Source organism: Streptomyces sp. NPDC087440 (assembly GCF_044744005.1).
Taxonomy (GTDB): domain Bacteria; phylum Actinomycetota; class Actinomycetes; order Streptomycetales; family Streptomycetaceae; genus Streptomyces.
Genome location: NZ_JBIUXN010000015.1, coordinates 116,301 through 142,782 on the forward strand (window position 1 = coordinate 116,301; position 26,482 = coordinate 142,782).

A 26,482-nucleotide genomic window follows, 5' to 3' on the forward strand; every position below is an offset into this window, starting at 1 on the left:
TACCCGACCCTGCCTGAAACTCCGATATGCGGCATATGTAGGCTCGGCCTACCGTGGCGCACATGGGCAAAGCAGGCGAAGCGATCGAGCTGGATGCGGGAGGGCGGACCGTGCGGCTGTCCAGCCCCGACAAGGTCTACTTCCCGGCGCGCGGCTTCACGAAGGCGGACGTGGCGCGCTACTACCTGGCGGTCGCCCCCGGCATCCTGCGCGCGCTGCGCGAGCGGCCCACCACCCTGGAGCGCTTCCCGGACGGCGTCGACGGCGAGTCCTTCTACCAGAAGCGCGCCCCCAAGAACGTGCCCGACTGGCTACCGACGGCCACCATCACCTTCCCCAGCGGGCGCACCGCCGACGAGATCTGCCCGACCGAGGCGGCGGCCGTGCTGTGGGCGGCGAACCTGGGCACCCTGACCTTCCACCCCTGGGCGGTGCGCCGCGCCCACGTCGACCATCCCGACGAGCTGCGCATCGACCTGGACCCGCAGCCGGGCACCGACTTCGCCGACGCGGTACGGGCCGCGCACGAACTGCGTGCGGTGCTGGGCGAGCACGGGCTGCGCGGCTGGCCGAAGACGTCGGGCGGGCGGGGCCTGCACGTGTTCGTGCCGATCGAACCGCGCTGGGACTTCACGACGGTGCGCCGGGCGGCGATCGCGGTGGGCCGCGAGCTGGAGCGGCGGATGCCGGAGCGGGTGACGACGGCGTGGTGGAAGGAAGAGCGCGGGACGCGCATCTTCGTCGACTTCAACCAGACCGCGCGTGACCGCACCATGGCCTGCGCCTACTCGATCCGCCCGAAGCCGCACGCCCCGGTGTCCGCGCCGCTGCGCTGGGCGGAGCTGGACGAGGTGCGCCCCGAGGACTTCGACCTGGCCACGATGCCGGACCGGTTCGCCGAACTGGGCGACGTGCACGCGGACCTGGACGACCACGCGTTCGTACTGGACTCCCTGCTGGAGCTGGCGGACCAGGACGAGCGCGACCGGGGGCTCGGCGACCTGCCGTACCCGCCGGACTACCCGAAGATGCCGGGCGAACCGAAACGGGTCGCACCGAGCCGGGCGAAGCACGACGAGCAGGACAAGCAGGAACAGGGAGAGGGATGAGCAGCGAGATACCCGAGGCGGAGCAGGTCACCGAGCCCGCGCACGAGCGGCACGGGGCGCACGGGCGGGTGCGCACGGGGGCGGAGCGGTGGGAGGCCTTCAAGAAGGGCCCGTTCCTGCCCGCGACGGTGCTGGTGTTCATCCTGGCGGCGGCCGCCGGGCTCTTCGCGGGCTCGTACACGTACACGATGGCCAACCCCACGCCGCACCACATTCCGGCGGCGGTCGTCGGCGATCCGGCGACGCCCCAGCTGAAGACGTTCGTGGCGGGCCTGGACAAGGCGCTGCCCGGTTCGCTGAAGGTCACGTCGTACGCGACGGACGCGGCGGCCCGGGAGGCGGTGGAGGAGCAGCGCGAGTTCGCGGTGCTGCGGGCCGACGGGCAGAAGGTCGAACTCGACGTGTCGGGCGCGTCGGGCGCCTCGGTGGCGCAGCTGCTCGGGGAGGCCGGGGCGAAGGTGGGGCAGGCCGCCGGGGTCGACGTCGAGGTGAAGGACGTCAAGCCCTTGCAGCAGGGTGACCCGCGGGGCCTCGCACTCTTCTACATCTCCCTCGCGGCGGTCATCATCGGCTTCGTCGGGGCGATCCAACTGAGCGTGCACGCACGGGGTTTGAACCCGGCGGAGCGGATCGGCTTCCACATCGCGTACTCCCTGCTGGGGGCCTTCGTGATCGCGGCGGTGGTCGACTGGCTGCTGGGGGCGCTGGACCTTCCCTTCGTGCAGTCCTGGCTGATCCTGGCGCTGACGATGTTCACGTCGGGGATGGTCTTCACGATGTTCAACACGCTGATGGGGCGGTGGGCGATGCTGCCGACGTGGGGGCTGATGGTCCTGCTGGGCAACCCGTCGTCGGGCGGGGCGGTGTCGTGGCCGCTGCTGCCGTCGGTGCTGGGGCACATCGGGCGGTGGCTGCCGCCGGGGGCGTCGGTGAACGCGCAGCACACGGCGGTCTACTTCCAGGGGCACCAGCATGTGCTGCCGTACGTGGTGCTGGGCGGTTGGGCGGTCCTGTCCTGCACGGTCTTCTGGGTCTGGCGCCACCGGCACCCGGGGGGCCGCCCGCACCCGGCCACCCACGCCGCCTGACCCGGCCCGGGGACATCTCCCTTTGCGCAACCGGGCCCTTCCCCCGTAGCCCCCTTGGGCGGCGGGGCCGCCCTCCCCCTCCTCCCCCCTTAGCCCCCTTGGGCGGCGGGGCCGCCCCCCGGGGGCGGGACGGGCGGGCAAGGGGGCGGCCCCTCCCGCTCCCGGCCCACCCGGGTGCCGCCCCTGCCCAAGCCCCCGTGCCGGGTGCACGTCACCGCCAGGGCCCCGGCCCGCCTCCCGGCACCGGGCATGCGCAGCTCTGCCCCGCCGGGGCGAGGGGGTCCCCAGCCCCGCCCCTTCACCTAAACCCGCGGGGCCATTGCACGGTTCCGTGCGGGTGGGTGGGTGGCTGGTCGCGCAGTTCCCCGCGCCCCTGACGGGTCGCGCCCGCGCGGCGGAGCCGCACATCGAGTACAGCCCCGCGCACCTGAAGGGCGCGGACGCACGCGGGCTAGTGGAGTTCGATCGGGCAGGACGTGCGGGTCGTCGAGCTCGTGCCGACGAAGAGCTCGATGGCCCCCGGCTCCACCACGAAGCGACCATCCACCGCATTCGTCCAGAACCCCACATCCTCCGCCCCCAGCGCGAAGCGCACCCTCGCCCCCTCCCCCGCCCCCAGCGCCACCCGCTCGAACCCCCGCAGCCGCCGCACCGGCTGGACCAGCGACGCCACCGGGTCGTGGACGTACAGCTGCACGACCTCGTCGCCCGCCACCGGGCCCGTGTTCCGCACGGAGACCTCCACCTCGAAGCGTTCGCCCCGCTTGAGGTCCGCCACCGCGATCCGCGGCACGTTCACCGTCGGCGTGCCGAGCTCGAAGGTCGTGTAGCTCAGCCCGTACCCGAAGGGGAACTGCGGGGTCCGGTCCACGTCCAGGTAGCCGGTGATGAAGGTGTTGTCGGGCGACTTCGGATCGTACGGCCGCCCCGTGTTCTCGTGGTTGTAGTGGACCGGGACCTGCCCCACGTTCCGGGGGAAGGACGCGGGCAGCTTGCCGCCCGGGTTGACCTTCCCGAACAGCACGTCGGCGACGGCGTTGCCGCCCTCGATGCCCGGGTGCCACGCCTCCAGTACGGCGGAGGCCGACTCCACCCAGTTGCCGACCGTCAGCGGGCGGCCGTTGAGCAGGACGACGACGAAGGGGATGCCGGTCGCCGCCACCGCCTCGATCAGCTCTTCCTGGTCCCCGGGCAGGCCGAGGTCACTGCGTGACGCCGCCTCCCCGCTCAGCTTCGCGCCCTCGCCGACGACGACCACCACGACGTCCGCGCCCTTCGTCGCCCCCACCCCGTAGGTGATCCGCGCGCCGCGCCCGGCGACGTTGCGCATCCCGTGCAGCACCGTCACCGGCGGGAACTTCTCTCCGCCCGGCCCCGCCCACGTACCGTGCAGGTCACGGGAGTCGGCGAACGGGCCGACCACCGCCACCGCCTTCCCCGGCGCGATCGGCAGCACCCCGCCCTCGTTCTTCAGCAGCACCATCGAGCGTGCCGCGACCTCGCGGGCGGCCCGGCGCGCCTCGGGCGTCGGCCCGGGGACGGCCTGCGACTCCTCCGCGTACGGGTTCGCGAACAGCCCGAGCGCGTACTTGAGCCGCAGGACCCGTGCGACGGCGTCGTCGAGCCGCTCCTCCTTGATGCGCCCCGAGGCGAGCAACTCCGCACCGTGGTCGGCGAGATGGGTGCTGACCATCTCCATGTCGACGCCCGCACCCAGCGCGATGCGGGCCGCGTCCGCGCCGTCGGCGGCGAAGCCGTGCGGGAGGAGTTCGCCGACGCCGTTCCAGTCGCTCACCACGATGCCGTCGAACTCCCAGTCCTCCTTGAGGATTTCGGTGAGGGTGTGGGAGTTGGCGTGCGCCGGGATGCCGCTGAGGGTGTTGAAGGAGGCCATCACGGTGGCGCAGCCCGCGTCGAGGGCGGCCTTGAACGGCGGCAGGTAGAGGTTGCGCAGCCGGGACTCGGAGACGTCGACCGTGTTGTAGTCCCGGCCGCCCTCCGCCCCGCCGTACGCCGCGAAGTGCTTGGCGCAGGCTGCGACGCGGTCCTTGGCCGTCAGGTCGGAGCCCTGGTAGCCGCGCGTCTTGGCGGCCGCGAACGCCGCCGTCAGGTACGGGTCCTCGCCGCAGCTCTCCGCGATGCGGCCCCAGCGGGGCTCGTGGGTGACGTCCATCATCGGGGAGAACGTCCAGTGGACGCCGTTGGAGCGGGCCTCCTTCGCCGAGACCGCGCCGTCGACGCGCGCGGTCTCCGGGTCGAAGCTGGCGGCCTGGGCGAGCGGGATCGGGAAGGTGGTCCAGAAGCCGTGGATGACGTCGAGGCCGAAGACCAGCGGGATGCCGAGGCGGGACTCCTCGACGGCGATGCGTTGCAGCGCGTTGCTGTGCTTGGCGCCGATGATGTTGAGTACGGACCCCAACTCGCCCTTTCTGGCGGCCTGTTCGGCCTCGGCGGTCTGGCTGCCGCCGGGGCCCGTCGCGCCGGTCCAGGAGAGCTGCTGGAGCTGGCCGAGCTTCTCGGTGACGGTCATCCGCCCGATCAGCGCCCGGATCTCCTCCTCGTGCCCGCCCGCCGCATCGGCCGCCGCCTCTCCCGTCGCCGCCGCGGCGGCGGCACCGCTGCCGGTCATCGCCGCGAGGAAGGTACGCCGTCCCACGCCACCGTCACCCATGTCTTCACCTTTTGAATGAGTCGAGCCCGCTGATTGCCACGGAGGCTCCAGGTAATCACCTCGGGGGCTGTTGCGGGAGGGGTCGGTGAGGGGCGGGTGATCACGGTCCGCCCACTTGGCCCACACCTCCCTGACGCGCGCTCGCCTCACACGTGGGCGAGCAGGGCGTCCAGCGGATGCGGTACGCGGTCCAGGTCGAGGGCGTCGACCATGGCCCGCGCGTAGCTCTCCTTGCGCCCGGACGTGGTGCCGATGAACCTGCGGAGCTGCTGGAGGGTGGTGCGGGGTCGTTGTGCGGGCTGGTTGCGGAACGTACGCAGGGACCTCATGTCTCCCTGCTCTGCGGCGACTTGCTCCACTCCCCCGAAGCCGAGGGCGCGGATCAGTTCGTCCTCCAGGTCGGCGTCGCAGACGTAGAAGCCGAGGCGTTCCAGTTCGTCGTACGTCGTCGGGCTGCCGAGCCCGGCCCGCTCCAGGGCGCGCCGGAAGTACCCGGTCTCGGCGGCGTCGCACAGCCCGCACAGGCGCAGGTCCAGTCCCTGCGGGCCGAGCAGGGTGAGGAAGCGGCCGATGCTGGTGGCGCCGCCCATCGGTACGACGCAGACCCCTTCGGCGTCGAGGTCGCGCCCGCGTCGCACGGCGAGGGCCTCCAGCGCGGCGCGGTCGCTGACGCCTTCGACGAGGACGACGGTCCGGGGCCCCCGCGTCCGGGCGAGTTCCGCCGCGTCCTGCCGGGCCGCGTCCGCTCCCGGGCCACCGGCCGCCCAGGCGACGGCGGCCGCCCGGAACCGGTCCGTGACGTGTGGGTGCGGCCTGCTGTCCAGCTGGTTCTCGTCCACCGAGTCAGTGTCGCAGGCACGTCAAAGGAATGACGGGAGCGGGGAGTTGCACCCCGTCCCCCGCTCACGTCCGGGGGCCGACCAGCCCCGTGTCGTACGCGATGATCACGAGCTGGACCCGGTCGCGGGCGTCCAGCTTGGTGAAGAGGCGGGCCACGTGTGCCTTCACCGTGGCGATGCTGATGAAGAGTTCGGCGGCGATCTCGCTGTTGGACAGCCCGCGTCCGACCAGGACCAGCACCTCCCGCTCACGACCGGTGATGCCGTCCACCTCACGGGTGGCGGGGGCCGGAGTGGCGGCGGGGCGGGCCGCGAACTCGGCGATCAGACGGCGCGTGACGCTCGGCGCGATGAGGGCGTCGCCCGCCGCGACCACGCGGACCGCGGCGAGGATGTCCTCCAGCGCCATGTCCTTGACGACGAACCCGCTGGCCCCGGCGCGCAGCGAGCCGTGAACGTACGCGTCGTCGTCGAAGGTGGTGAGCATCAGGACGCGCACGGCGGGGTGGGCGGCGGTGATCCGGCGGGTGGCCTCGATGCCGTCGACACCGGGCATGCGGATGTCCATGACGACGACGTCGGGGCGGAGGTCGTCGACGAGCGCGACGGCCTGGCTCCCGTCGGCGGCCTCGCCCACCACCACGAGGTCGGGCGTGTCGACCATGAGGACGCGCAGCCCGGCCCGCACGAGGGGCTGGTCGTCGGCCAGCAGAACCCGAACACTCATCGCCCGCCCTCCGTCCGTGCCGCGCCTGGGGTCTCGCCCTCTCCGCCCCCAGGGCCGGCCGTCGGCTCATGACCGGCCGTCGGCTCATGACCGGCCGTGGGCTCATGGCCGGCGACGGGGTCCGCCTCGCGGGCCGCCTCGCCACCACGACCGCGCACACGCTCCCGCTTGTCCACGTGCGTCCCCTCCCCCGTCAGGGCCTCCGAGTCCGGGGCCGGTGCCACCACGCGCTCCACCTCGGGCGCCGGTACCGGCAGACGGGCCGTCACCCGGAAGCCGCCGTTCGGGCGTGGACCTGCGGTGAAGTCGCCGTGCAGCAGCGTCGTACGCTCGCGCATTCCGACCAGCCCGTAGCCGATGCCCTGCGGGAGGGTGCCGCCGGCGCCCTCGTCGTCGACCTCGACACGGAGTTCCTCGGCCCGCTGGTCGAGCGCCACCCGGCAGGCGTCGGTGCCCGCGTGCCGTACGACATTGGTGACCGCCTCCTGGACGATCCGGTACGCGGCCAGGTCCAGGTCCGCCGGGAGCGGGCGCGGCTCCCCGGTGCGGCGGAGGTCGACCCGTACGCCTGCGGCGGCCGCCGATTCCAACAGACGGTCGAGGTCGGCGAGGCCCGGTGCCGGGTCGAGGGGCACGCCGTGCGGGGTGTGGCCGGGTTCGGCCTGGCGGAGTGCGCCGAGCATGCGGCGCAGGCCGGAGAGGGTCTCGCGGCTGGTGCTCTCGATGGCGCTGAGCGCGTTGCGGGCCTCGTGCGGCTGGGTGTCGATCACGCGGCTGCCGACGCCCGCCTGGATGGCGATGATGCCGATGCTGTGGGCCACCATGTCGTGCAACTCCCGTGCGATGCGCAGGCGTTCGGCGGTGACGGCCTGCGCGGCGGTCTGCGCGCTGAGGGCCGCCGCGTGTCGCCTGCGCTCGCGGACCGAGTGGCCCACGCCCCAGGCGACGAGGAGGACGAGGAGGAAGAAGAGGAGGGTGGAGACGTAGACGTTCTGCCCGGCGGTGAAGTACGTCGCCGCTGCGGCCAGCGCCGCGAAGACGGCTGCGGCGGCCCCGATCGACCACCGCGGCCCGCGCGTGGCCGCGACGACCGCCACGGCGAAGGCTCCGGAGGCGACGAGCGCGTACCCGGCCCACTCCGCCTCGACCTGTACGGGCGCGATCGGGTAGCCCCTCGGGAACTCCACCCACCGGTCGGGAACGGTGGTCCCGGCCGCGAACGTACCGACGACCACGGACACCAGCGCGGGCAGCGGCCGGCGGCTCAGCAGCCCGAGCGGCAGCACGCCGAGCAGGATGGGCACCAGCACCTGGAGGGCGGTGGGATACGCCCTGCTCTCGTGCACGGCGAAGTAGAGGACGACGGGGAAGGCAAGCGCCCCGGCCCACGAGAGCGCACCGGCCCGGGAGAGTGCCCCGCCCCTGGAGAGAACTCCGACCCGGGCGGGGGCTCCACCCCGGGAAGGGAACCTCGCCCGGACGGGGACGGCACCGCCGCGCGGCGGCCGCCCCGGTGCAGCACCGCCACCGAGGCGCCCGGAAGCCGACGCGGCACCGGTTGCGCCACGGGACGCACCTCCGCCGCGCGCAGCACGTCCGGCCCGAGGACCACCTCCCGGACCCGGATCGCCCCCCGCACCCGGGTCGCCCCCGGTCCACCCGGCACGCCAAGCACCCCCCACCGGAGCGGCACCCCCCGCAACCGGATCGTCCCCGGTACCCCCCGCACCCGGGTCGCCCCCGGAGCCCGGCGCGCCTCCAGCGCCCCCGGCACCCGCAACCCGAGCGGCGCCCCCCGCACCCGAGCTCCCTCCCCGAGCGCGCCCCGCAGGCCCGGCGTCACCCACCCCGAAAACGCCCCCGACCCGCCCCCACAAGCGGCGGAGCCCCTGGCCGGAAGGCGTGGTGTCCGCACCCCGCACTGCTTCCTCGTACATGTGCACGATCGTACGGGTGGCGATCCCGGCCGGTCATTGGTCCCGAGGCGTACGCCCACGGGCTGCCCCCGGCAGCGGAAGGTGGCCGTTGGTCCGATGCCTCCGCAGGGGGCCGGGCGGCAGCCTGGTGCACATGATCGAAGCGAACGAACTCACCAAGCGGTACGGAAGGACCACCGCCGTCCGCGGTCTGTCCTTCACCGTGCGCCCGGGGCACGTCACCGGGTTCCTTGGCCCCAACGGGGCAGGGAAATCAACCACGTTGCGCATGATTCTCGGCCTCGACGCACCGACGTCGGGCACCGCGCTCGTCGCCGGGCGCTCCTTCGGCGCACTCCCCCGCGGGCTGCGGCACGTCGGAGCCCTGCTCGACGCCCACGACGTGCACCACGGGTACACGGCGCGCGCCCATCTGTCGGTGCTGGCGCGCAGCAACAACATCCCCCGCCGCCGGGTGGCCGAGGTGCTGGAGGAGGTCGGGCTCGCGCAGGCGGCGGGGCGGCGCATCGGCGGGTTCTCGCTCGGGATGAAGCAGCGGCTCGGGATCGCGGGCGCACTGCTCGGGGACCCGCCGGTGCTGATCTTCGACGAGCCGGTCAACGGCCTCGACCCGGAAGGGGTGTTGTGGCTCCGCATGCTCCTTCGGCGGCTGGCCGCCGAGGGGCGGACCGTGTTCGTGTCGAGCCATCTGATGTCGGAGATGGAGAGCACGGCCGAGCAGCTCGTCGTCATCGGGCGCGGCGAGCTGATCGCCGCCGAGAGCCTCGCCGCGTTCGCCGCGCGCGGCACCCGGCGGCGCGTCGCGGTACGCACCCCCGACGCCGGAACGCTCACTCCCGCACTCCGGGCGGCCGGGGCTTCCGTGACGGCGGACCCCGACGGGCTGCTGACGGTGACCGGCCTGCCCGCACCCCGGATCGGCGAGCTGGCCTCCCACGCCCGCGCGGTGCTGCACGAACTCACCCCGCGCTCCTCCTCGTTGGAGGAGGCCTTCATGGAACTGACCGCCGACAGCGTCGAATACACCACGGGAGACACCCGATGACCGCCACGCTCCACACCACCGCGCTCACCACCCCCACCACCCCACGCCCCCGCTTCTCCGACCTCCTCGCCGCCGAATGGCTCAAGCTGTGGTCCCTGCGCGCGACCCGCTGGGCCTTCCCCGCCACCGCCCTGATCATCGTCGGCATCGGCGTCAACGGGGCCCTCGCCGACTACCGCAACTTCCCCCAGTACCCCGAGGGAATCCGCGAGAACTTCGTCCCGACCTGGGCCCTGCGCGACGCGTTCCCGCTGGCCTCCGCCATGGTCCTGATGCTGATCGTCGGCACGCTGGGGGCCCTGTCCGTGGTCAATGAGTATGCGAGCGGGCTGATCCGCACGACGACCGCCGCCGTCCCCGCCCGTCGCTCCCTGCTGGCGGCGAAGGCGCTGGTCATGACGGGTGTGACGGCGGTGTTCGGAGTGGCTGTGGTGGCCGCCTCGTTCGCGGTGACACAGGCGATCCTGTCGGGGCGGAATGTGGGGCTGTCCTTCGGCGACCCCGAGGTGCTCGCGTCGCTGGCCGCGTCGGCGGCACTCGCGCCGATGAGTGCACTCGTCGGCCTGGGTCTCGGTGTGCTGCTGCGGCACGGTGCCGCGACGGTGGCGGTCACCGCGCTGGTGCTGGTGCTGCTGCCGTCGTTCGTCGGGCAGGAGGAGGCGTGGACGGCGGCCATCAAGTTCGCCCTGCCGCTGAACGCCTGGCAGAACCTGGCCACCGTCGCCCCGCTCCACGTCCCGCCGCCGCACACTCCTTCCCTCACCCACTCCTGGGTGGTGCTGGCGGTGTGGCCGCTGCTCGCCACGGCCGTGGCGCTCGCCCTCGTACGCCGCCGGGACCTGTGACGTACCGTCACTCCCCTTGTACGGGTGCCTGCTTCGGCGGAACAACGGGCACGGGCAGCACCAGCTTCGCGTAGGCGTGTGCCGGTACGGCCGGGTGCCGCGGGGCGACCGGCGCGACCCGCTCGTACGGCGCGCCCTGCACCGGGCGGAGGTCGGGCTCGCCCTTGTTCGGCCACAGGGACATGGCGCGTTCGGCCTGGGCGGTGATGGTGAGGGACGGGTTCACCCCGAGGTTGGCGGAGACCGCCGAACCGTCCACCACGGAGATCCCCGGGTGCCCGTACAGCCGGTGGTACGGGTCCACCACCCCCTCCTCGGCATCGGCCCCGATCGGGCAGCCGCCCAGGAAGTGCGCGGTGAGCGGGCGGCCGGTCAGCTCGCCGAGGTTGGTGCCGGGGAAGCCGTTGATGCGCTCGGCGAGCAGACGTGCGGCTTCCGCCCCCTCGGGAATGTGGGTGGGGTTGGGTGCGCCGTGTCCCTGTTCGGCGGTGAGGAGGCCCTTGCCGAGGCCCTTCTTCTTGACGGAGGTGGTGAGGGAGTTGTCGTGGGTCTGCATGACGAGGCCGATGATGGTGCGCTCGGACCAGCGGTACGTCGTGGCGGTCTTCGCGACGAGGACCGGGTGACGTACGAACTCCACTGCTGCGGCAAGGGACTTGGGGAGCCGCCCGCCCACCGTGTACTGGGGTACGCAGATCAGGGCCATCAGGTTGGAGCCCTTGCCGTAGCGGACGTTCTCGATGTGGGTGGTGGCGTTGGGGTGGATGGAGGAGGTGATGGCGACGCCCCGGGTGAAGTCGGGCTCCGCGCCCGGGCCGTACTTCTTTCGGTAGCGGCGCGGGAACGTCAACGCCCCTACCAGCGACTCGGAGTTGGTGCGGGTGAGGCGGCCCAGCCGGTCGGAGATGAGGGGCAGCAGACCGGTGTACTTCATCCGGTGCAGGAGGGTCTGCGTACCGTACGTTCCGGCCGCGACGACGACGTGACGGCAACGCAGCACCCGCCGCGCCCTTCGCCTGCCGCGCCGGTCGGTGGGTGCGCAGGTCACCGCGAAGCCACCACCGCCGTCGCCACCACCAGCGTCGCCGTCACCGCCGCCCGCTTCGCGGACGCTCAGGACGGTGGTCAGCGGGTGGATCGCCGCGCCCGCCCGTTCGGCGAGGTGGAGGTAGTTCTCGGTCAGGGTGTTCTTCGCGCCGTGCCGGCAGCCGGTCATGCAGGACCCGCACTCCACGCAGGCCTTGCGGTCGGGTCCGGCCCCGCCGAAGTAGGGGTCGGGGACGGTGTCGCCGGGGGCCGCCTTGGGGCCGGAGCCGTCGACGTCCTGGCCGTCGCCGAAGAAGACGCCGACGGGGGTGAGCCGGAAGGTGTCGGCGACGCCCATGTCGGCCGCCGCGGCCCGCAGGTGTTCGTCGGCCTCGGTGACGGTGGGGTTGGTGCGCACGCCCAGCATGCGGCGGGCCTGGTCGTAGTACGGAGCCAACTCCGCCTGCCAGTCGGTGATATGACCCCACTGCGGGTCCCCGAAGAAGGCGGGCGGAGGGACGTACAGGGTGTTCGCGTAGTTCAGCGAGCCGCCTCCCACGCCCGCTCCCGCGAGGACCATCACCGAGCGCAGGACGTGGATGCGCTGGATGCCGTACAGGCCGAGGGCCGGGGCCCAGAGGTAGTTGCGCAGGTCCCAGGAGTGCTTGGGCAGGGTGTCGGGCGTGAAGCGGCGGCCCGCTTCGAGGACACCGACGCGGTAGCCCTTCTCGGTGAGGCGCAGGGCGGCGACGGACCCGCCGAACCCGGAGCCGATCACGAGGACGTCGTAGTCGTACGGGTCCTCACCCCGTAACGTCTGTGCGCTCACCGGTACAGCTCCTCGATCTCGCTCCCGTACGCCGCCTCGACGGCCCGCCGCTTGACCTTGAGGGACGGGGTCAGCATCCCGTTCTCCTCGGTGAACTCCCCGTCCACCAGACGGAATTGGCGGATCGACTCGGCCCGGGAGACCGCCTCGTTGGCGTAGTCGACGGCCTTCTGCACGTCGGCACGCAGCTCCGGGTCGTCCAGGAGCGCGGCGAGCGGGGTGTCGCGCGGTCGCTTCCGTACCGCCAGCCAGTGCTGGAGTGCGTCGGGCTCCAGGGTGACGAGGGCGGCGATGTACGAGCGGTTGTCGCCGACGACCAGGCACTGGCCGACCGGCGGGCGGCTGCGCAGCCGGTCCTCCAGGATGCTCGGGGAGACGTTCTTGCCGCCGGAGGTGACGAGGATGTCCTTCTTTCGGCCGGTGATGGTGAGGTAGCCGTCGCCGTCGAGGCTGCCGAGGTCGCCGGTCGCGAACCAGCCGTCACTGAGCACCTCGACGCTCGCCGCCGGGTTGTTCCAGTACGAGCCGAACACGATCCCGCCCTTGACCAGCACTTCTCCGTCGTCCGCGATACGTATCGCGGTGCCGGGGACGGGCTGGCCGACCGTGCCGGGGCGGGGCGCGAGGGGCGGCACGATGGTGGCCGCCGCAGTCGTCTCGGTGAGGCCGTAGCCCTCGTAGACGATGATCCCGGCGGCGTAGAAGAAGAGGTTGAGGCGGTGGTCGAGCGGGGAGCCGCCGCTGATGGCGTAGCGCAGCTGCCCGCCGAGCTCCTTGCGGATGCGGCGGTAGACCAGCAGGTCGTACAGCGCCCACCCGGCGTACAGGCCCAGGCTCGGCCCCTTGCCGCCGCTGAGGTACTTGGCGAGGTACGCCTCGCCGAAGCGGACCCCGATCCGGTCGGCCCGCTCGAACGACGCGCCGCGCCCGATCTTCTCGGCGGTGGCCCGCCCGGTGTCGTGGATCTTCTCGAAGAGGTACGGCACGCCGACGATGAAGGTCGGCTTGAACTCCTGGAGTTCCGGGCGGAGTTCGTCGGGCTTGATGCTGGGGCAGTGTCCTATTTCGATACGGGCCTGGAGACAGGCGATCTGGATCGTGCGGCCCAGGATGTGGGCGAGCGGGAGGAAGAGGAGGGTGGCGGCGGTCTGTCCGGTGACGGCTTCGAAGACGGGGTGCAGCAGCCCGACGGTGTTTCCCGCCTCGGCGAGGAGGTTGGCGTGAGTCAGGACGCAGCCCTTGGGGCGGCCGGTGGTGCCGGAGGTGTAGCAGAGGGTGGCGATGGTGTCGGGGGTCAGGGCGGCACGCCGCTTGGTGACCTCCTGCTCCTCCACCTCGCCTCCCCCACCGGCGAGTTGGGCCATCGCACCGTCGTCGAGGGTCCAGATGCGCGGGGGCCGCTCCAGTCCCGCGGCGGCCTGGGCGACGACGTCCGCGTTCTCGCGGGTCTCGGTGACGACGAAGCGGGCGGCGGAGTCACGGAGGATCCACTCCACCTGCGCGGCCGAGGACGTGGCGTAGACGGGGACGCTCTGGCCGCCCGCCGCCCAGACGGCGAAGTCCAGGACTGCCCATTCGTACCGGGTGCGGCTCATCACGGCGACCCGCCCGCCGGGTTCGAGCCCGGCGGCGATCAATCCCCGTGCGGTGGCGGTGACTTCGGCCGCGAAGGTGCGGGCCGTGACCGGCTGCCAGCGGCCGGTGGCGGGGTCCTTGCGGCGCAGCACGACCGCGTCCGGGGCCTGTGCCGCATTGGTGTGGGGGATGTCGGCGGTGCTGCCGGTGGTGGCCACCGGGGCGAGGGCTCCGGCACGCGCCTCGCGCACCACACCGTCCTCGCGGGTCACTTCCACCGTGACCCGATGTGCCAGGTCGTCGCGCTGTCGTGCCTTCTTCAGGTCCTTGCGTACGCCCACTGCGGCTCCTTGGAAGCAGCTGACTTCGCCGTCAACTTACCGTCAGGTAGGGGGACTTGACCGCCCCCTGAACGACCCTTGTCACACAACCTACGGAACCGTAAGCTTACTCAAAAGTAAGCTTACTTAGAAGTAAGGAATGGAAAGTGGCCGACGACGCCAACGCCCTCTCGTCCGAGATCGCCTCCCTGGACTTCGCTTCCGTGTCCCCGGAGGAGTTCGCGCGGATCGTCAAGAAGCTGAGCCCGAAGGAGATCAAGGAGATCGCGCACGGCGAGCTGCGGGAGCGCGTACTGGCCGAGATCTTCGGGCGGATGGAGCGTCAGTTCCGGCCGGAGGCGGCGGGTTCGCTGGACGCGCTGATCCGCTGGAAGGTGACCGGCGGCGACGGCGAGGGCGACGCCGTGTACGAGACTCACATCAAGGGCGGTGTCTGCACGGTCACTTCGGGCCGCTCGGAGAACGAGTCCCGGGTGACCCTGATCATGGGGGACGCCGAGTTCCTCAAGCTGGTCTCCGGCAACGGCAACCCGGTGACGATGTTCCTCACCCGCAAGCTGAAGCTGGTCGGTGACGTCGCGCTCGCGGCCGGGCTCACCCGCTACTTCGACATCCCCAAGGCGTAGGGGGACTGCGCGAGATGAGCGGCTTCTCCCTCGAACTCAACGAAGAGCACCGGGATTTGAAGGACTGGGTGCACGGCTTCGCCGCCGAGGTGGTCCGCCCGGCAGCATCCGAGTGGGACGAACGCGAGGAGACCCCCTGGCCCGTCATCCAGGAGGCCGCGAAGATCGGCCTGTACGGCTTCGAGTCCCTCGCCGACATGTTCGGCGACCCCACCGGGCTCTCCCTCCAGATCGCCAACGAGGAACTCTTCTGGGGCGACGCGGGCATCGGCATGGCCCTCTTCGGCACCTCCCTGGCGGTCGCCGGGATCTTCTCCGCCGGATCCCCCGACCAACTCGCCGAGTGGGTCCCGCAGTGTTACGGCGACGAGGACGACCCGAAACTGGCGGCGTTCTGCGTCTCCGAACCCGAAGCGGGCTCCGACGTCTCCGCGATGCGCACCCGGGCCCGCTACGACGAGGCCCGCGACCAGTGGACGCTGAACGGCCAGAAGGCGTGGATCACCAACGGAGGCATCGCGAACGTGCACGTCGTGGTGGCCTCCGTGGACCCGTCGCTGGGCGCGCGCGGCCAGGCGGCCTTCTTGGTGCCGCCCGGCACGCGGGGCCTCGAAGGCAACCGGAAGATCAAGAAGCTGGGCCTGCGCGCCTCGCACACCGCCGACGTCTTCCTGGACGACGTGGTGGTGCCCGGCAGCTGCCTGCTCGGCGGAAAGGAACGCCTCGACCGGCGGCTGGCCAGGGCCCGCGAGGGCGGCACCGCCAAGGGGCAGGCCGCGATGGCGACCTTCGAGGTGAGCCGCCCCACGGTCGGCGCGCAGGCGCTCGGCATCGCCCGGGCCGCGTACGAGTACGCGCTGGAGTACGCGGGCGAGCGGCAGGCCTTCGGCCGTTCCATCGTGGAGAACCAGTCGATCGCCTTCGCCCTGGCCGACGTCCGCACCGAGATCGAGGCGGTACGGCTGCTGATCTGGCAGGCCGCCTGGATGGCCCGCAACGACAAGCCGTTCACCGCGGGTCAGGGCTCGATGGCCAAGCTGCGCGCGGGCGAGCTGGCGGTGCACGCGACGGAGAAGGCCGTGCAGATCCTCGGCGGGGCGGGGTACAGCCGCGAGCATCCGGTGGAGCGCATGTACCGGGACGCGAAGATCTACACCATATTCGAGGGCACGAGCGAGATCCAACGACTGGTCATCGCAAGGTCATTGACGGGCCGTCACATCAGGTGACCTCCGGACCGGCTAGGACTTCTTCGGAGGCCGACCGCGCCGGATCGCGTAAGCCCGCAGCTTGCTGTAGCCGCGTACGGAGACCGGGCGCAACGACCGTACGTGGTAGTCGGGTTGGTCGCGCAGCCCGTCGGCGAGCTGCTGGTCGGCGACGATGGTTCCGGGGCGGGCCACGGCGGTCAGCCGGGCGGCGATGTTGACGACCTCGCCGTAGACGTCGCCGAGCCTGCCGAGCACCTGCCCGTGTGCGAGGCCGGTGCGCAGCTCGGGCATGTCGGGGTCGGCCTCCGCGCGTTCCAGCAGGACGAGGGCGATCTCAGCGGCGGCGGCCGGACAGTCGACGGTGAACAGGACCTCGTCCCCGATCGTCTTGACGACCCGGCCGCCGTGCTCGCTGACTGCATCGGCGGCCACCGACTCGAACTTCTCCAGTACGGCGACGAGCGCGTGCTCGCCGAGGCGGCGGGTGAGCCGGGTGTAGCCGACCATGTCGACGAACCCGACGGCGGTGTGCCGGGTCTCGCGGCCCGCCATGCCGTCGAGCGAGAGCACGCGTCCCGCGTGGGCGGTGAGGTGGCGGCGCCAGACGTACCCCTGGAGCTGTTCGAGCGCGGGCAGCAGGACTTCGGCGAGTCCGACCACGTCACCGGAGTCCGACGACCCGTCCGTCCCGGCGAGCCAGTCCCGGACCATCTCGATCTGCCACTCCGCGAGGCGGGACAGGTGGTGCCCCAGTGCACGCGTCACTGCCGCATCGAGCGAGGGGTCGATGAGCCCGGACTCCAGCAGGCCGTAAGCAGTACGGGCGGCGGCCACGTCGGCGTCCGTGAACACCACCTCGTCGTCACCCGCCGCGGCAAACCCGAGCGCCCGCCACAGCCGGTGCACACGCTCCTGCGGCACCTCGGCGAGGGCGGCGACCTCAGCACGGGTATACCGCCGCGCCCCACCCAACAGAAACGCTTCGAGGGCGGCGGCGGGGGTGGTGGGACTGCTGTCGCGGGACGCGTGGGGGGTGGTGTCGGCGGACGCGTGGGGGGCGGTGTCGGCAGACGCCCGGGGGCCGGTGTCGGCAGACGCGTGAGGGTCGCTGTCGGCGGACGCCTGGGGGCCGGTGTCGGCAGACGCGTGAGGGACGCTGTCGGCAGACGCGTGAGGGACAGTGTTGGCGGACGCCTGAGGGACGGTGTCGGTCATGCCCCCATGCTGTCGCCCCTACGGCACCCACCACCAGCACATCACCCCCGCGCCTCCAGCCCCTTTACGTACCGGGGGCGCGCCCTCCCCCAGCCCCCCCTTCGCCACCCCGCCCCCCTGGGCTCCGCCCACTTCCTCACCCCGCCCCCTTGGGCGACGGGGCCGCCCAAGGGGGCGGAACGGGCGGGCAAGGGGGCGGCCCACCCGACACGGGCCCGCCCCGGTTCCGGCCCTCTCGCCACCGGCCCACCCCACCACCGGCCCCCAGCCAAGCCCCACACCGGCCGCGCCCCACGCAGAGGCCCCGGCCAAGCCCCCCGCCGGACGCCCGTCCACAGAAGCCCCGGCCCACCCCCGTACCCCCCCATCACCGCACCAGCCCACCCCCACGTGCACAACCCCCCACCCAATGCCACCGTGCAAAAGTGACCACCGCCAGCGAGCAAGCCCCCACCGCGCCGCCCTCCACCCCGGTGCCCCCCGTCCTCGACGGCCGCCGACGCAACATCGTCTTCGGGACGATCATGCTGGGCGTCCTCCTCGCGGCCCTCGACCAGACGATCGTCGGCACGGCCCTGCCGACGATCGTCTCGGACCTCGGCGGCGCGGCCCACATGTCGTGGGTGGTTACGGCGTACCTGCTCGCGGAGACGGTCGCGACCGTCCTGGTCGGCAAGTTCGGCGACCTGTTCGGCCGGAAGGTCGTCTTCCAGATCTCGGCGATCGTCTTCATCACGGGCTCCTTCCTCTGCGGCCTGGCCACCGACATGACCCTCCTCATCGCATGGCGCGCGGTGCAGGGAATCGGCGCCGGCGGCCTGATGGTCACGGCGATGGCCCTGATCGCCGACGTCATCCCGCTCCGCGAGCGCGGCAAGTACCAGGGTGCGATCGGCGCGGTCTTCGGCGTCTCGACCGTCGTCGGCCCGCTCCTCGGCGGCCTCTTCACGGACCACATGTCGTGGCGCTGGGCCTTCTACGTCAACGTTCCGATCGCGATCCTGGTCGTGATCGCGGCCGCCCGCACGATCCCCTCCGTCAAGTCCGCGAACAAGCCCCGCATCGACTACCTGGGCATCGCACTCGTCGCGATCGGCTCCAGCGCCCTGGTCCTGGCGACGAGCTGGGGCGGCAACGAGTACGCGTGGGGCTCGGCCGTCATCATCGGCCTCTTCGTCGGCGGCATCGTCGCGCTCGCCCTCTTCTGCCTGGTGGAGACCCGGGCGGCGGAGCCCATGCTCCCGATGAAGCTGTTCGCCAACCCCGTCTTCACGGTCTGCTCGATCCTCAGCTTCATCGTGGGCTTCGCGATGCTCGGCGCGATGACCTTCCTCCCCACGTACCTCCAGTACGTCGACGGAGACTCGGCCACGATCTCGGGCGTCCGCACGCTCCCCATGGTGATCGGCCTGCTCATCGCGTCGATCTTCAGCGGCAACGTGGTCAGCAAGACGGGCACCTACCGCATCTTCCCGATCATCGGCTCGGCGGTGATGGGCCTCGGCCTCTACCTCCTGTCCCTCATGGGCCCCTCCACCAACACCTGGCTGGAGTCCCTCTACATGTTCGTGCTGGGCGTCGGCATCGGCCTGTGCATGCAGGTCCTGACGATCGCCGTGCAGAACACCGTCGACTACGCGGACCTGGGCACCGCCACCTCCGGCGTCACCTTCTTCCGTACGCTCGGCAGCTCGTTCGGCGCTGCGGTCTTCGGCACGATCTACGCGAACTCCCTCAAGCCGAATCTGGAGGAGGGCATCACGGCGGCAGCCCGCCTGGCCCCCGCCGGAACCGACCCCGCCGCCATCGCGCAGGCCGCACAGAACCCGCAGGCCCTGCACAAGCTCCCCGCCGCGCAGATCGCGCCGATCACCGAGGCGTACGCGAACACGCTCAGCACGGTCTTCCTGTGGACGGTGCCGGTGGCGGTACTCGGCTTCCTCGTCTCGCTCTTCCTCAAGCAGGTGGAACTGCGCGACACCTCACGCGCCGCGTCCGCCGACCTCGGCGAGGGCTTCGCGCAGCCGACGCCGAGCGGGGCGGGCGGCTCCTCGCAGGCGCTGGAACTGGCGGTCGCCCGCATCGTCCACACGAAGGGCGCGCTGACGGCCCGCCAGGTCGTCGCGAACTCCGACACCCGCCTGGACATCGCCGGCGCATGGGCGGTCATGCAGGTGGACCTCTTCACCCGCATGGTCGGCCACGCCACCCTCGGCCTGATCGCCGGCCGCCGAAACGTCCCCCCGGAGGTCCTGCTCCCGGTCTTCGACCGCATGGTCGACGAGGGCTACCTGACCCGCGACGGCAACTTCCTCGCCCACACGGCGGCGGGCGAACGCGAGGCCCGCGTCATCGCGGACGCGTGGTCGAACTGGCTCGGCGACCAACTCGAAAGGGACGCGGGCCGCCCGCGCAGCGCGGAGTTGCGAGCCGCAGCCGACCGCATCGCCAAACGCCTCCTGGCGGAGGACCTGGCCCAGAGCCTGCCAGTGGCGGAACGGGAGGGGGCGTCGGTCGCCTGACCGACCCCGCCGGTGGCCCGGGGCCGCGCCCGCTCGGCACCTCCGCCGTTGCGGGCGCGACCAGCCACGACATCCCCGTCACGGAACCGCGCACTGGTGCATGGCGACGCTCCGACGGAGCGGAACGGCCGGGGACTCTGCTCGCCGACGGCGGCCAGAACAACCACCGGCCACCCGACACCGCTCACCGTCGCGCACAACGCAACCTGCCGGGGCGGGGGGGGCGGGGGGGGGGGGGGGGGGGGGGGGGGGGGGGGGGGGGGGGGGGGGGGGGGCGCGTCCCCCCCCCCCCCCCCCCCCCCCCCCCCCCCCCCCCCCCCCCCCCCCCCCCCCCAACCCCCCCCCCCCCCCCCCCCCCCCCCCCCCCGCGCCTCGCGCCCCCGGCTCACGCCTGATCCATCCGGCGCCCTGGCAATCCCGCGACCCCGCGACCCCGCGACCCCGCGACCAAGTCTGAGCGTCCCGCGCCGCGCACACGAGCCCGTGCCGCGCTGGGCGAATCGCACTGCGCAGTATCAACCCGCTTGCCGTGCGCACAAACCCGAGGAACGCCGGGCGGGCGCGGCGCACTGTGCGGTTCCCCCACGCTCCGCGCACAACGAGCCCCATGCTTGCCATGCGCAGCGCCCTGCTCGGTCTTCACCCGCACACGAGCCCGAACCCAGCCATCCCCCACGCACCCCTCCCTCACGCAGCCACGCGAACCCTCCCCGGCAGCGTCAGGTAGTACCGCTCCAGGGACTCCTCCTCACCCCCACCCTCGTACCGGTTCCCCACCTTCCCCAACGGGCTCCGCACCATCCCGTCCCCCATCCGCACCCCGACCCACTGCCGGAAATACCCCCGCTGGTCCTCGTCCAAATCAACCCACTCAGCCCCGGCATTCCGCACCAGAACCTCCCCCACATACGCCCCGAGCCCGAAGAGATTCCGCGCGATCAGCCCCTGCTCCACCGCACCACTCCGCAACTCGTCAACCAGAAAATCCACGACCCGCAAACTCTTCACAGAGAAATCCAACGGCAACCGGCGTCCCACGGTCACCCGTTCCACAAATCCCTGGGCAATGTGCCGCATGTCCTCGGCTCTCGGAACCCGCTTCTGCTGTCCGTCACCGGCCACGGCTCCCACCCCTCCCTCTCACTTGGTCAAGGGGAGGCACGCAACTCTCCCCACCTGCTCACCCATCCAAGCGAAATCACCCCCACAACCGTCACACGATCCCCCCGTGGCCCTTCTCACGCCCTCCATCACCTCACTCCGTACAACCCTTCACCCCGCTCATTCGTCTACGCCGTCAAATACCCACCCCTTTCTCCGCGTTGACGACGTTGACGACATTCAAGCCCCTGATCAACCAATCCCACGGCTCGCACCGAATAGACCGCATGTCCTTTATCTACCCCCTACATGCGGAATAGCCTCGGGCACTACCGCAGCAGGTCCCAGTCAATCTCCGGATCTTCGACAAAGTCCACGATGTCCGGCCGGTGCGACCGCTGCCCGTTGACATGCCCCGCGACCCGGCCGACGGCCTCCGGGCGCGCGCCCGTGCGCAGAACGCAGAACTCCTCCACCGCCACCCGGACCCTCGGCATCCGCAGGGCGCTATCCGGATCATGGAACAGCGGTTAGCACGGGTCCGACACCACTCGCGGATCAAACCCAACGGGTTCCGGGCTGTCCGAGATCCAGACGGAGTCATACACCCCGCCCGTCCAGGGGCTCCCCTCATCGACGAACCAGACGAGCGCCCCGTACCCCCGACTCGGGTTGGCGGCGACCCGCAGGTTGCTCCCGTACATCAACTCCCCCTGACGCCCGCCCTCTCCCTTCAGAGAGAAATAACCAGGCAGCATCACCGGGCGAGTAGTCCCGCCCGCTTCCCCCCCTCCCCCTTCAACCCACCCAGCACCTCACCGACATCGTGCGACACATTCGCCGGCCCAACGTCACAGCGCCATTCGCCCTCGAAGAACACACTCAGGAACACGCACTCTCCCCGGAAGTACGCGCGCACTGCCGGACCACCGGAACGCTCGGCGCACACCCACGCCCATCCGCCCGCAGCTGTACGGCCAGCCCCCGCAGCCCCCGCGCCGTCGCCATCCGCACGGCCCCCGCCCGCTTCCCCAGCACCCTCCCGGCCTCAGGGCTCCCCAACCCCACCAGCACCCTCAACAACACGGCCTCCCCCTGATCCGACGGCAACGCCCGCACCATCCGCATCACGCAAGCGGTCGCCAACGCATCCATCACGACCTCAGCCGCATCCTTCGCCACCGGCCCGCCGTACGACTCCCACTCCACCGGCACGGCCACCTGCCGGGGCCTGCTCCGCACCCACCGCAGATGATCGACGGCCCGGTTCCGCGCCACGGCCCGCACCCACCCCCGAAACGCGTCCCCGTCCCCCGCGAACCGGCTCACATCCCGGCTGACCTGCAACCACGCCTCGGAGGCGACGTCCTCCGCCTCCTCCCCCACCAGTGTCCGCACGTACCGCAACACCCCTGGCTGCACGATCCGATACGCGACGGCAAAGCACCCCTCGTCCCCTCGCCGCGCCCCCTCGACCGCCCGCGTCAGCTCCGCCCGCTCCGCTTCCGGAGCTCTCCCACTGCCGGACACACGTTCCTCTTCACCTCGACCGACACTGCGCATCGTGCCCATGTACGCAGCGGAGCCCCACCCCTCACAGCAACCTCACAGCTCCACGGCGAGCACACCCCTACCACAGGCCAGGTCCGTACCTGATACGACCTCAGATTCCGGTCACCCCTCCCATGCAGGCCCCAACCCCGACAAACCCCCATGGCTCCAGCCCCGCACTCACCCCCGCGAACCCGAACCTCCTACAGGAACAGCACGGCGCCCACGGCCCGGTACACGCACACGACGCCGATCACCAGGAACACAGCCTTCGAGAGCAGACCGCGCGCGAATACCGCAACAGCGACTCCGGCGCATGCACCGGCCAGGCCAACCGAGATCAGCGGACCGTAGGCACCGTCGCTGCCCTTCCTCCCCAGGAAGACCGAGGGATGGCCCAGCTCCGTCGTAGCCGCGAAGCCGAAGACCACCAGCAGCGCTGCGGCGAGCTAGAGCACCCCTGCTCCGCAACACCTGACGAAGGCCTCCGAACGCCGCACGCCCATGCCCCCTCCCGAACGTCAGAAGCGCCCTGCCGATATTCCGGCAGGGCGCCCATGCACCACACAAATCGGTCAGCCGACGACCGGGAGACCCCTGACGCCAGCCACGAAGGACGACCAGGCCGCGGCCCCGAAGACGAGCGCAGGCCCGTCCGAAACCTTGCTGTCGCGCACGGGGACGAGCCCGGGGAACTGATCGGCGACCTCGACGCACTGGCCGCCGTCGGTGTTGCTGTACGAACTCTTGCGCCAGACAGCGGTGCTCAGATCAAGGGATCGCACGGTAGGTCCTCCAGCATGTCCGTGATGAACTTCCGCGACGCCGCCGGATTCAGGGCCAGGTCGCGCACCACATCATAGGCACGCTGCATTCGCTCAACCTGCGCGGATTCCTGGACCAGTTCACCCCGAAAGTTGTTCTCGGTGTAGGCGACCGGCTGCCCGTCCGCCATCCGCAGAAACATGGCGTCCGTATTCATCAGATGATGCAGACCGGCATCGAGTGGCAGCACGTGCAGCGTGACATTGGGCCGGTCCGCGGCCTCCACCAGATGCTCCAACTGCTCCCGCCACGCACCCGCGTCCCGCAACGGCGTCCGCAGGACCGTCTCCGACAGGATGGTCCGGAAGTGCGGCGCGTGATCGCCCTCCAGCAACTGCGCCCGCCCGACGCGAGCCGCGACCTGCTGGTTGAACTCCTCACCGCGCAGGCCACCCGCCGCGAGGGCCTCGCGCGCGTACCCCTCCGTCTGCAACAGCCCGGGCGGCGCGCTCACCGCGTAGTGCCACAGGCTGACGGCCTCCGCCTCCAGCGCCATGTACCGCCGGTACTGCTCGCGGAACTGCGCCGGGTCCCCCACCGCCAGCTCCCACAGCGCGAGCAGCAGCCCCGGCGTCCCGTAGTGCTGATCCAGCGCCTGTACGACCTCGGGGCCGCCCAGCGTCTCCCCGCTCTCCATCTTCCCGAACAACGACCAGTCCCAGCCCAGGACTTCACCCAGCTTGCGCAGGCTGTCACCCCGCTCGGTCCGCAACCGGCGCAGTTCCTCGGTGAACCGCACCCGCGGCTCCTGACTGCGGCCGGTGACCACCCGTCTCGTCGGCATCGTGTCGACCTCCGTGGTTCTGTGGAAGGTGTGGAGCTAACTGCGAAGGGAAGAGAAGTTCACGCCAAAACGGTCATTCCGCCCGCGACTCGGGGTCACTCTCGTAGTGCCCAGCAACCACGCAGAGTAGTCCAAGTGCCGTACGCCCCGCAGGCGTTGGCCGCAGAGAGCGGAGCCCGCACATGACCCAGACGCCACCTCCATCACCTCCAACCCCCGACGACCACACCGTCATCCGGCACTGGACCTACCGCCCCCGCTCCGTGGGCCTGGCCCGCGCCGAACTCCGCAAGACGCTGGCCGACTGGGGCCTGAGCGCATTGGAGGACACGGCCACGCTGATCCTCTCCGAGCTCCTCACCAACGCCCAACGCCACGCCCACGTCCCCGGCCGCCACATCGAGACGCGGTTCACCCGCCTCCCCGCCCCCACCGGAATCCGCCTGGAGGTCCACGACGCCTCCCCCCACCACCCCCAACTCCGCACGACAGCAGCCCCCGACGCCTGCGAGGGCCGCGGCCTCCCCCTCGTCAACCTCCTCGCCACCGACTGGGGAGTCACCCCACGCAACGGCCCCGGCAAACTGATCTGGGCCGAGTACGTCGCCACCTCACCCAGCGACGCAAAAGGCCGGCCCGCGTAGCGTCAGGCCACCCCTACGCGTAGAAACGCTTCACGACTGCCTGGCCCGCTTGAGCGGCAGCCAGATAGAACGCCCTCAACTCCTCGAAGATCCCACGCGCCTCCTCCAGGAGCCCTTCGGGGAAGGCCCCGAAGAGCTCATCCAGCGCCGCGCGATGAACCCGCGCAAGCTCATCAAAATCCGCCCCCTGCAAGAACCTCGACGCTTGCGCGACCCGCTCCCCCGAAAGCCAGGAGATGGAGTTCGGAGCCCCTCCGACAATGACAAGGAAGTCTCCACCGAGGACCGGCAAGCATTCTGGACCCGAGCTTCCCTGCCGATTCCCAGAAATCAAGGCGTCCATCATCTGCCACTGCTGGCCGACGTCACAGAGGATGAAATTCTCACGCTCTTCGGCATACACCTCCTCACTCTCCGTAGCGTCGAACCCTGCCTCCAAGATCTCGCCCCCCGCGGAAACAACCTCCGGCGAGACCCTCCGCAACAGCATGGAACTTCCCAACGCCCTGCCCTCACTTCCCGTGATTTCTCGCCCCGGCCCACGCGCGCTCCGCAGGCCGCCCTGCACGCAAGGGTCTCGAACGACCTCTACAGCGGCAGCCAGCTCGGCCACCATGGCGGCACGTTGTCAGGCGAGCAATAGCTGACCGGATACCCGTCAGGCGCGTGCCAGATCGCCATCAACGGCCACAGAAGTACCACGCAAACGGGAACAGTCAGCAGCAGCGGAATCAGCAGCCCACGCCTGCCCGTGATGCTGCGCATCAGCCACCAGGCAAAGGTCGACACTGCCGCCAGCGAGGTCGATGCCACGACGAACTCCCCAAGATTTGGACGATCCAGACCTGAGATTCACCCGCCACTGGCCCTGGACTGGCGTGATCATTGACGCAATCCAGCGACTCGATACACTCCCGAACCCTGGATGAACAGCAGCAAACGGCCCGTCCCGACGAACTCGAACCGCCCACCGGAGCCGTGGAACCGGGCGCACACCCGACGCGGCAGCCGGGCCATCGGCCTACGCGTCACCGAACCGACAAGCCGAAACGGCCCGCAGGAGAATCCGACGACCCGTCACAGAAGTTCGAGGCTTTCACCCTAAGAGCTCGTAACAGGATCATGGGTGGGCCTTCTTGAGGCGGCGCCAGCAGATCTGGCTGCAGGCCAACGAGACGAAGGCGTTGTGGAGTTCGAGGCGTCGTGCCCAGCGCACGGCGAGGCGCATGAACTGGTGGAGCAGGGCGAAGGTCTGCTCCACGACGTAGCGGAGCTTGCCGAGGCCCTTGATGTTCGGGGCACCCTTGCGGGAGATCACGGGCATGATCCGGCGCTTGCGCAGTCCGCGCCGGACGGCCTTGGAGTCGTACGCCTTGTCACCCAGGAGAGCGTCGGGTCGGCGTCGCGGCCGACCGGGGCGTCCGGCCACGGGCGGCAGACCATCGACCAGGGCGAGAGTCTGGGTGATGTCGTTGGCGTTCGCCGCGGTGATGATGACGTGGAACGGAGTGCCGCGTCCGTCGCAGATCAGGTGGTGCTTGCTGCCTGTTTTCCGCCGGTCGACCGGCGACGGACCGGTCGCGGCACCCCCCTTTTCGCGCGGATGTGGGAGCCGTCCACACACGCGCGGGACCAGTCGAGTTCGCCGGCCGCGTTCAGCTTCGCAAGCAGGATGCGGTGCAACTGCTCGAAAACCCAGGCCTGCTGCCAGCGATCCAACCGCCGCCAGCAGGTCTGCCCGGAGCCGAACCCCAGCTCCGGAGGCAGAAGTTGCCAGGCGATGTCCTGGTGCAGGACGTACAGGATGCCCTGCAGGCACATCCGGTCGTCCACCGGCTTCGGCCCCGGCGACCGCTCGGGCCAGCGCGGCAGCAGCGGTTCGATCAATGCCCACAAGTCGTCGTCCACGATCCACGGCCGAGTCGTCACACCCATCCGAACGACCAGATCATCACAACAGTCACGCCCGAC

Annotated in this window: 24 protein-coding genes; 8 read left to right on the forward strand and 16 right to left on the reverse strand. The window is 71.2% G+C overall.

The window, feature by feature from the left end; genetic code table 11:
- The first annotated feature begins 62 nt into the window (after positions 1–62).
- Complete coding sequence (gene ligD, locus ACIO3O_RS27290) at positions 63–1,109, forward strand: non-homologous end-joining DNA ligase (RefSeq protein ID WP_401750191.1); 1,047 nt, start codon at positions 63–65, stop codon at positions 1,107–1,109.
- A complete protein-coding gene (locus tag ACIO3O_RS27295; RefSeq protein WP_401750192.1) occupies positions 1,106–2,197 on the forward strand; it encodes an ABC transporter permease in 1,092 nt (363 codons plus the stop codon). Before ligD ends, ACIO3O_RS27295 begins: the two co-directional genes overlap by 4 nt.
- A 451-nt stretch (positions 2,198–2,648) precedes the next feature.
- On the opposite strand, the gene ACIO3O_RS27300 is transcribed toward ACIO3O_RS27295, so the two are convergent.
- The 4 genes from ACIO3O_RS27300 to ACIO3O_RS27315 all read right to left on the reverse strand — a co-directional run bounded on the left by ACIO3O_RS27300 (position 2,649) and on the right by ACIO3O_RS27315 (position 7,780).
- Positions 2,649–4,868, reverse strand: coding sequence for a glycoside hydrolase family 3 N-terminal domain-containing protein (locus tag ACIO3O_RS27300; protein WP_401750193.1), 2,220 nt, complete (start codon positions 4,866–4,868; stop codon positions 2,649–2,651).
- 146 nt (positions 4,869–5,014) lie between these two features.
- Positions 5,015–5,707 carry a TOPRIM nucleotidyl transferase/hydrolase domain-containing protein gene (locus ACIO3O_RS27305; protein ID WP_401750195.1) on the reverse strand — a complete coding sequence of 231 codons (693 nt, stop codon included), beginning with the start codon at positions 5,705–5,707 and terminating at the stop codon, positions 5,015–5,017.
- A gap of 64 nt (positions 5,708–5,771) precedes the next feature.
- Complete coding sequence (locus ACIO3O_RS27310) at positions 5,772–6,434, reverse strand: response regulator (protein WP_401750197.1); 663 nt, start codon at positions 6,432–6,434, stop codon at positions 5,772–5,774.
- The gene (locus tag ACIO3O_RS27315) at positions 6,431–7,780 is read right to left on the reverse strand and encodes a sensor histidine kinase (protein WP_401750199.1); all 1,350 of its coding nucleotides are present in this window, start codon (positions 7,778–7,780) and stop codon (positions 6,431–6,433) included. Before ACIO3O_RS27315 ends, ACIO3O_RS27310 begins: the two co-directional genes overlap by 4 nt.
- A 724-nt stretch (positions 7,781–8,504) precedes the next feature.
- Between ACIO3O_RS27315 and ACIO3O_RS27320 the strand changes: the two genes are divergently transcribed.
- Complete coding sequence (locus ACIO3O_RS27320) at positions 8,505–9,416, forward strand: ATP-binding cassette domain-containing protein (RefSeq protein ID WP_401750201.1); 912 nt, start codon at positions 8,505–8,507, stop codon at positions 9,414–9,416.
- On the forward strand, positions 9,413–10,261 hold the full coding sequence (locus ACIO3O_RS27325; protein ID WP_401750202.1) for an ABC transporter permease: 849 nt from the start codon (positions 9,413–9,415) through the stop codon (positions 10,259–10,261). Before ACIO3O_RS27320 ends, ACIO3O_RS27325 begins: the two co-directional genes overlap by 4 nt.
- Before the next feature lie 7 nt (positions 10,262–10,268).
- Here the strand turns inward: ACIO3O_RS27325 and ACIO3O_RS27330 are convergent, their stop codons facing one another.
- Both ACIO3O_RS27330 and ACIO3O_RS27335 read right to left on the reverse strand, forming a co-directional pair.
- Positions 10,269–12,116, reverse strand: coding sequence for a GMC oxidoreductase (locus ACIO3O_RS27330; protein ID WP_401750203.1), 1,848 nt, complete (start codon positions 12,114–12,116; stop codon positions 10,269–10,271).
- The gene (locus ACIO3O_RS27335) at positions 12,113–14,032 is read right to left on the reverse strand and encodes an AMP-dependent synthetase/ligase (RefSeq protein ID WP_401750205.1); all 1,920 of its coding nucleotides are present in this window, start codon (positions 14,030–14,032) and stop codon (positions 12,113–12,115) included. The genes ACIO3O_RS27330 and ACIO3O_RS27335 overlap by 4 nt, the downstream gene beginning before the upstream one ends.
- Before the next feature lie 146 nt (positions 14,033–14,178).
- Between ACIO3O_RS27335 and ACIO3O_RS27340 the strand changes: the two genes are divergently transcribed.
- Positions 14,179–14,658, forward strand: coding sequence for an SCP2 sterol-binding domain-containing protein (locus tag ACIO3O_RS27340; protein WP_401750207.1), 480 nt, complete (start codon positions 14,179–14,181; stop codon positions 14,656–14,658).
- A 14-nt stretch (positions 14,659–14,672) separates the two neighbouring features.
- On the forward strand, positions 14,673–15,887 hold the full coding sequence (locus ACIO3O_RS27345) for an acyl-CoA dehydrogenase family protein (RefSeq protein ID WP_401750210.1): 1,215 nt from the start codon (positions 14,673–14,675) through the stop codon (positions 15,885–15,887).
- 12 nt (positions 15,888–15,899) lie between these two features.
- On the opposite strand, the gene ACIO3O_RS27350 is transcribed toward ACIO3O_RS27345, so the two are convergent.
- Complete coding sequence (locus tag ACIO3O_RS27350; RefSeq protein WP_401750212.1) at positions 15,900–17,084, reverse strand: adenylate/guanylate cyclase domain-containing protein; 1,185 nt, start codon at positions 17,082–17,084, stop codon at positions 15,900–15,902.
- Positions 17,085–17,509: 425 nt separating this feature from the next.
- Between ACIO3O_RS27350 and ACIO3O_RS27355 the strand changes: the two genes are divergently transcribed.
- The gene (locus tag ACIO3O_RS27355) at positions 17,510–19,606 is read left to right on the forward strand and encodes an MDR family MFS transporter (RefSeq protein ID WP_401750214.1); all 2,097 of its coding nucleotides are present in this window, start codon (positions 17,510–17,512) and stop codon (positions 19,604–19,606) included.
- 687 nt (positions 19,607–20,293) lie between these two features.
- Here ACIO3O_RS27355 and ACIO3O_RS27360 read toward each other — a convergent pair.
- From ACIO3O_RS27360 to ACIO3O_RS27385, 6 genes are all read right to left on the reverse strand, one after another.
- Positions 20,294–20,728, reverse strand: a complete 435-nt coding sequence (locus ACIO3O_RS27360; RefSeq protein ID WP_401750216.1) for a hypothetical protein — start codon at positions 20,726–20,728, stop codon at positions 20,294–20,296.
- Between the two features lie 308 nt (positions 20,729–21,036).
- Positions 21,037–21,204: a hypothetical protein gene (locus ACIO3O_RS27365; RefSeq protein ID WP_401750218.1), complete on the reverse strand. Its 168-nt coding sequence runs from the start codon at positions 21,202–21,204 to the stop codon at positions 21,037–21,039.
- Positions 21,205–21,589: 385 nt separating this feature from the next.
- The gene (locus ACIO3O_RS27370) at positions 21,590–22,270 is read right to left on the reverse strand and encodes an RNA polymerase sigma factor (protein ID WP_401750220.1); all 681 of its coding nucleotides are present in this window, start codon (positions 22,268–22,270) and stop codon (positions 21,590–21,592) included.
- Between the two features lie 191 nt (positions 22,271–22,461).
- Complete coding sequence (locus ACIO3O_RS27375; protein ID WP_401750222.1) at positions 22,462–22,689, reverse strand: hypothetical protein; 228 nt, start codon at positions 22,687–22,689, stop codon at positions 22,462–22,464.
- 144 nt (positions 22,690–22,833) lie between these two features.
- Positions 22,834–23,043 (reverse strand): DUF397 domain-containing protein, encoded by a 210-nt coding sequence (locus tag ACIO3O_RS27380; protein ID WP_401750223.1) that lies wholly within the window; start codon positions 23,041–23,043, stop codon positions 22,834–22,836.
- On the reverse strand, positions 23,025–23,867 hold the full coding sequence (locus ACIO3O_RS27385; protein WP_401750225.1) for a helix-turn-helix domain-containing protein: 843 nt from the start codon (positions 23,865–23,867) through the stop codon (positions 23,025–23,027). The genes ACIO3O_RS27380 and ACIO3O_RS27385 overlap by 19 nt, the downstream gene beginning before the upstream one ends.
- Positions 23,868–24,049: 182 nt before the next feature.
- On the opposite strand from ACIO3O_RS27385, the gene ACIO3O_RS27390 reads away from it, so the two are divergent.
- A complete protein-coding gene (locus ACIO3O_RS27390; RefSeq protein ID WP_401750226.1) occupies positions 24,050–24,511 on the forward strand; it encodes an ATP-binding protein in 462 nt (153 codons plus the stop codon).
- Between the two features lie 13 nt (positions 24,512–24,524).
- Here the strand turns inward: ACIO3O_RS27390 and ACIO3O_RS27395 are convergent, their stop codons facing one another.
- From ACIO3O_RS27395 to ACIO3O_RS27405, 3 genes are all read right to left on the reverse strand, one after another.
- Positions 24,525–25,127, reverse strand: coding sequence for a DUF1877 family protein (locus ACIO3O_RS27395; protein WP_401750228.1), 603 nt, complete (start codon positions 25,125–25,127; stop codon positions 24,525–24,527).
- Complete coding sequence (locus tag ACIO3O_RS27400; protein WP_401750230.1) at positions 25,100–25,324, reverse strand: hypothetical protein; 225 nt, start codon at positions 25,322–25,324, stop codon at positions 25,100–25,102. The genes ACIO3O_RS27395 and ACIO3O_RS27400 overlap by 28 nt, the downstream gene beginning before the upstream one ends.
- 307 nt (positions 25,325–25,631) lie before the next feature.
- A protein-coding gene (locus tag ACIO3O_RS27405; RefSeq protein WP_401750232.1) for an IS5 family transposase occupies positions 25,632–26,446 on the reverse strand; the annotation gives its coding sequence in 2 pieces (ribosomal slippage) (positions 25,632–26,120 and positions 26,123–26,446; 813 coding nt in all).
- Positions 26,447–26,482: the final 36 nt, after the last annotated feature.

Coding starts and splice junctions, on each gene's coding strand:
- ligD (WP_401750191.1), top strand. CDS start 63: ATGGGCAAAGCAGGCGAAGCGATCGAGCTGGATGCGGGAGGGCGGACC.
- ACIO3O_RS27295 (WP_401750192.1), top strand. CDS start 1,106: ATGAGCAGCGAGATACCCGAGGCGGAGCAGGTCACCGAGCCCGCGCAC.
- ACIO3O_RS27300 (WP_401750193.1), bottom strand. CDS start 4,868: ATGGGTGACGGTGGCGTGGGACGGCGTACCTTCCTCGCGGCGATGACC.
- ACIO3O_RS27310 (WP_401750197.1), bottom strand. CDS start 6,434: ATGAGTGTTCGGGTTCTGCTGGCCGACGACCAGCCCCTCGTGCGGGCC.
- ACIO3O_RS27320 (WP_401750201.1), top strand. CDS start 8,505: ATGATCGAAGCGAACGAACTCACCAAGCGGTACGGAAGGACCACCGCC.
- ACIO3O_RS27325 (WP_401750202.1), top strand. CDS start 9,413: ATGACCGCCACGCTCCACACCACCGCGCTCACCACCCCCACCACCCCA.
- ACIO3O_RS27345 (WP_401750210.1), top strand. CDS start 14,673: ATGAGCGGCTTCTCCCTCGAACTCAACGAAGAGCACCGGGATTTGAAG.
- ACIO3O_RS27350 (WP_401750212.1), bottom strand. CDS start 17,084: ATGACCGACACCGTCCCTCAGGCGTCCGCCAACACTGTCCCTCACGCG.
- ACIO3O_RS27365 (WP_401750218.1), bottom strand. CDS start 21,204: ATGCCGAGGGTCCGGGTGGCGGTGGAGGAGTTCTGCGTTCTGCGCACG.
- ACIO3O_RS27370 (WP_401750220.1), bottom strand. CDS start 22,270: ATGCGCAGTGTCGGTCGAGGTGAAGAGGAACGTGTGTCCGGCAGTGGG.
- ACIO3O_RS27385 (WP_401750225.1), bottom strand. CDS start 23,867: ATGCCGACGAGACGGGTGGTCACCGGCCGCAGTCAGGAGCCGCGGGTG.
- ACIO3O_RS27390 (WP_401750226.1), top strand. CDS start 24,050: ATGACCCAGACGCCACCTCCATCACCTCCAACCCCCGACGACCACACC.
- ACIO3O_RS27395 (WP_401750228.1), bottom strand. CDS start 25,127: ATGGTGGCCGAGCTGGCTGCCGCTGTAGAGGTCGTTCGAGACCCTTGC.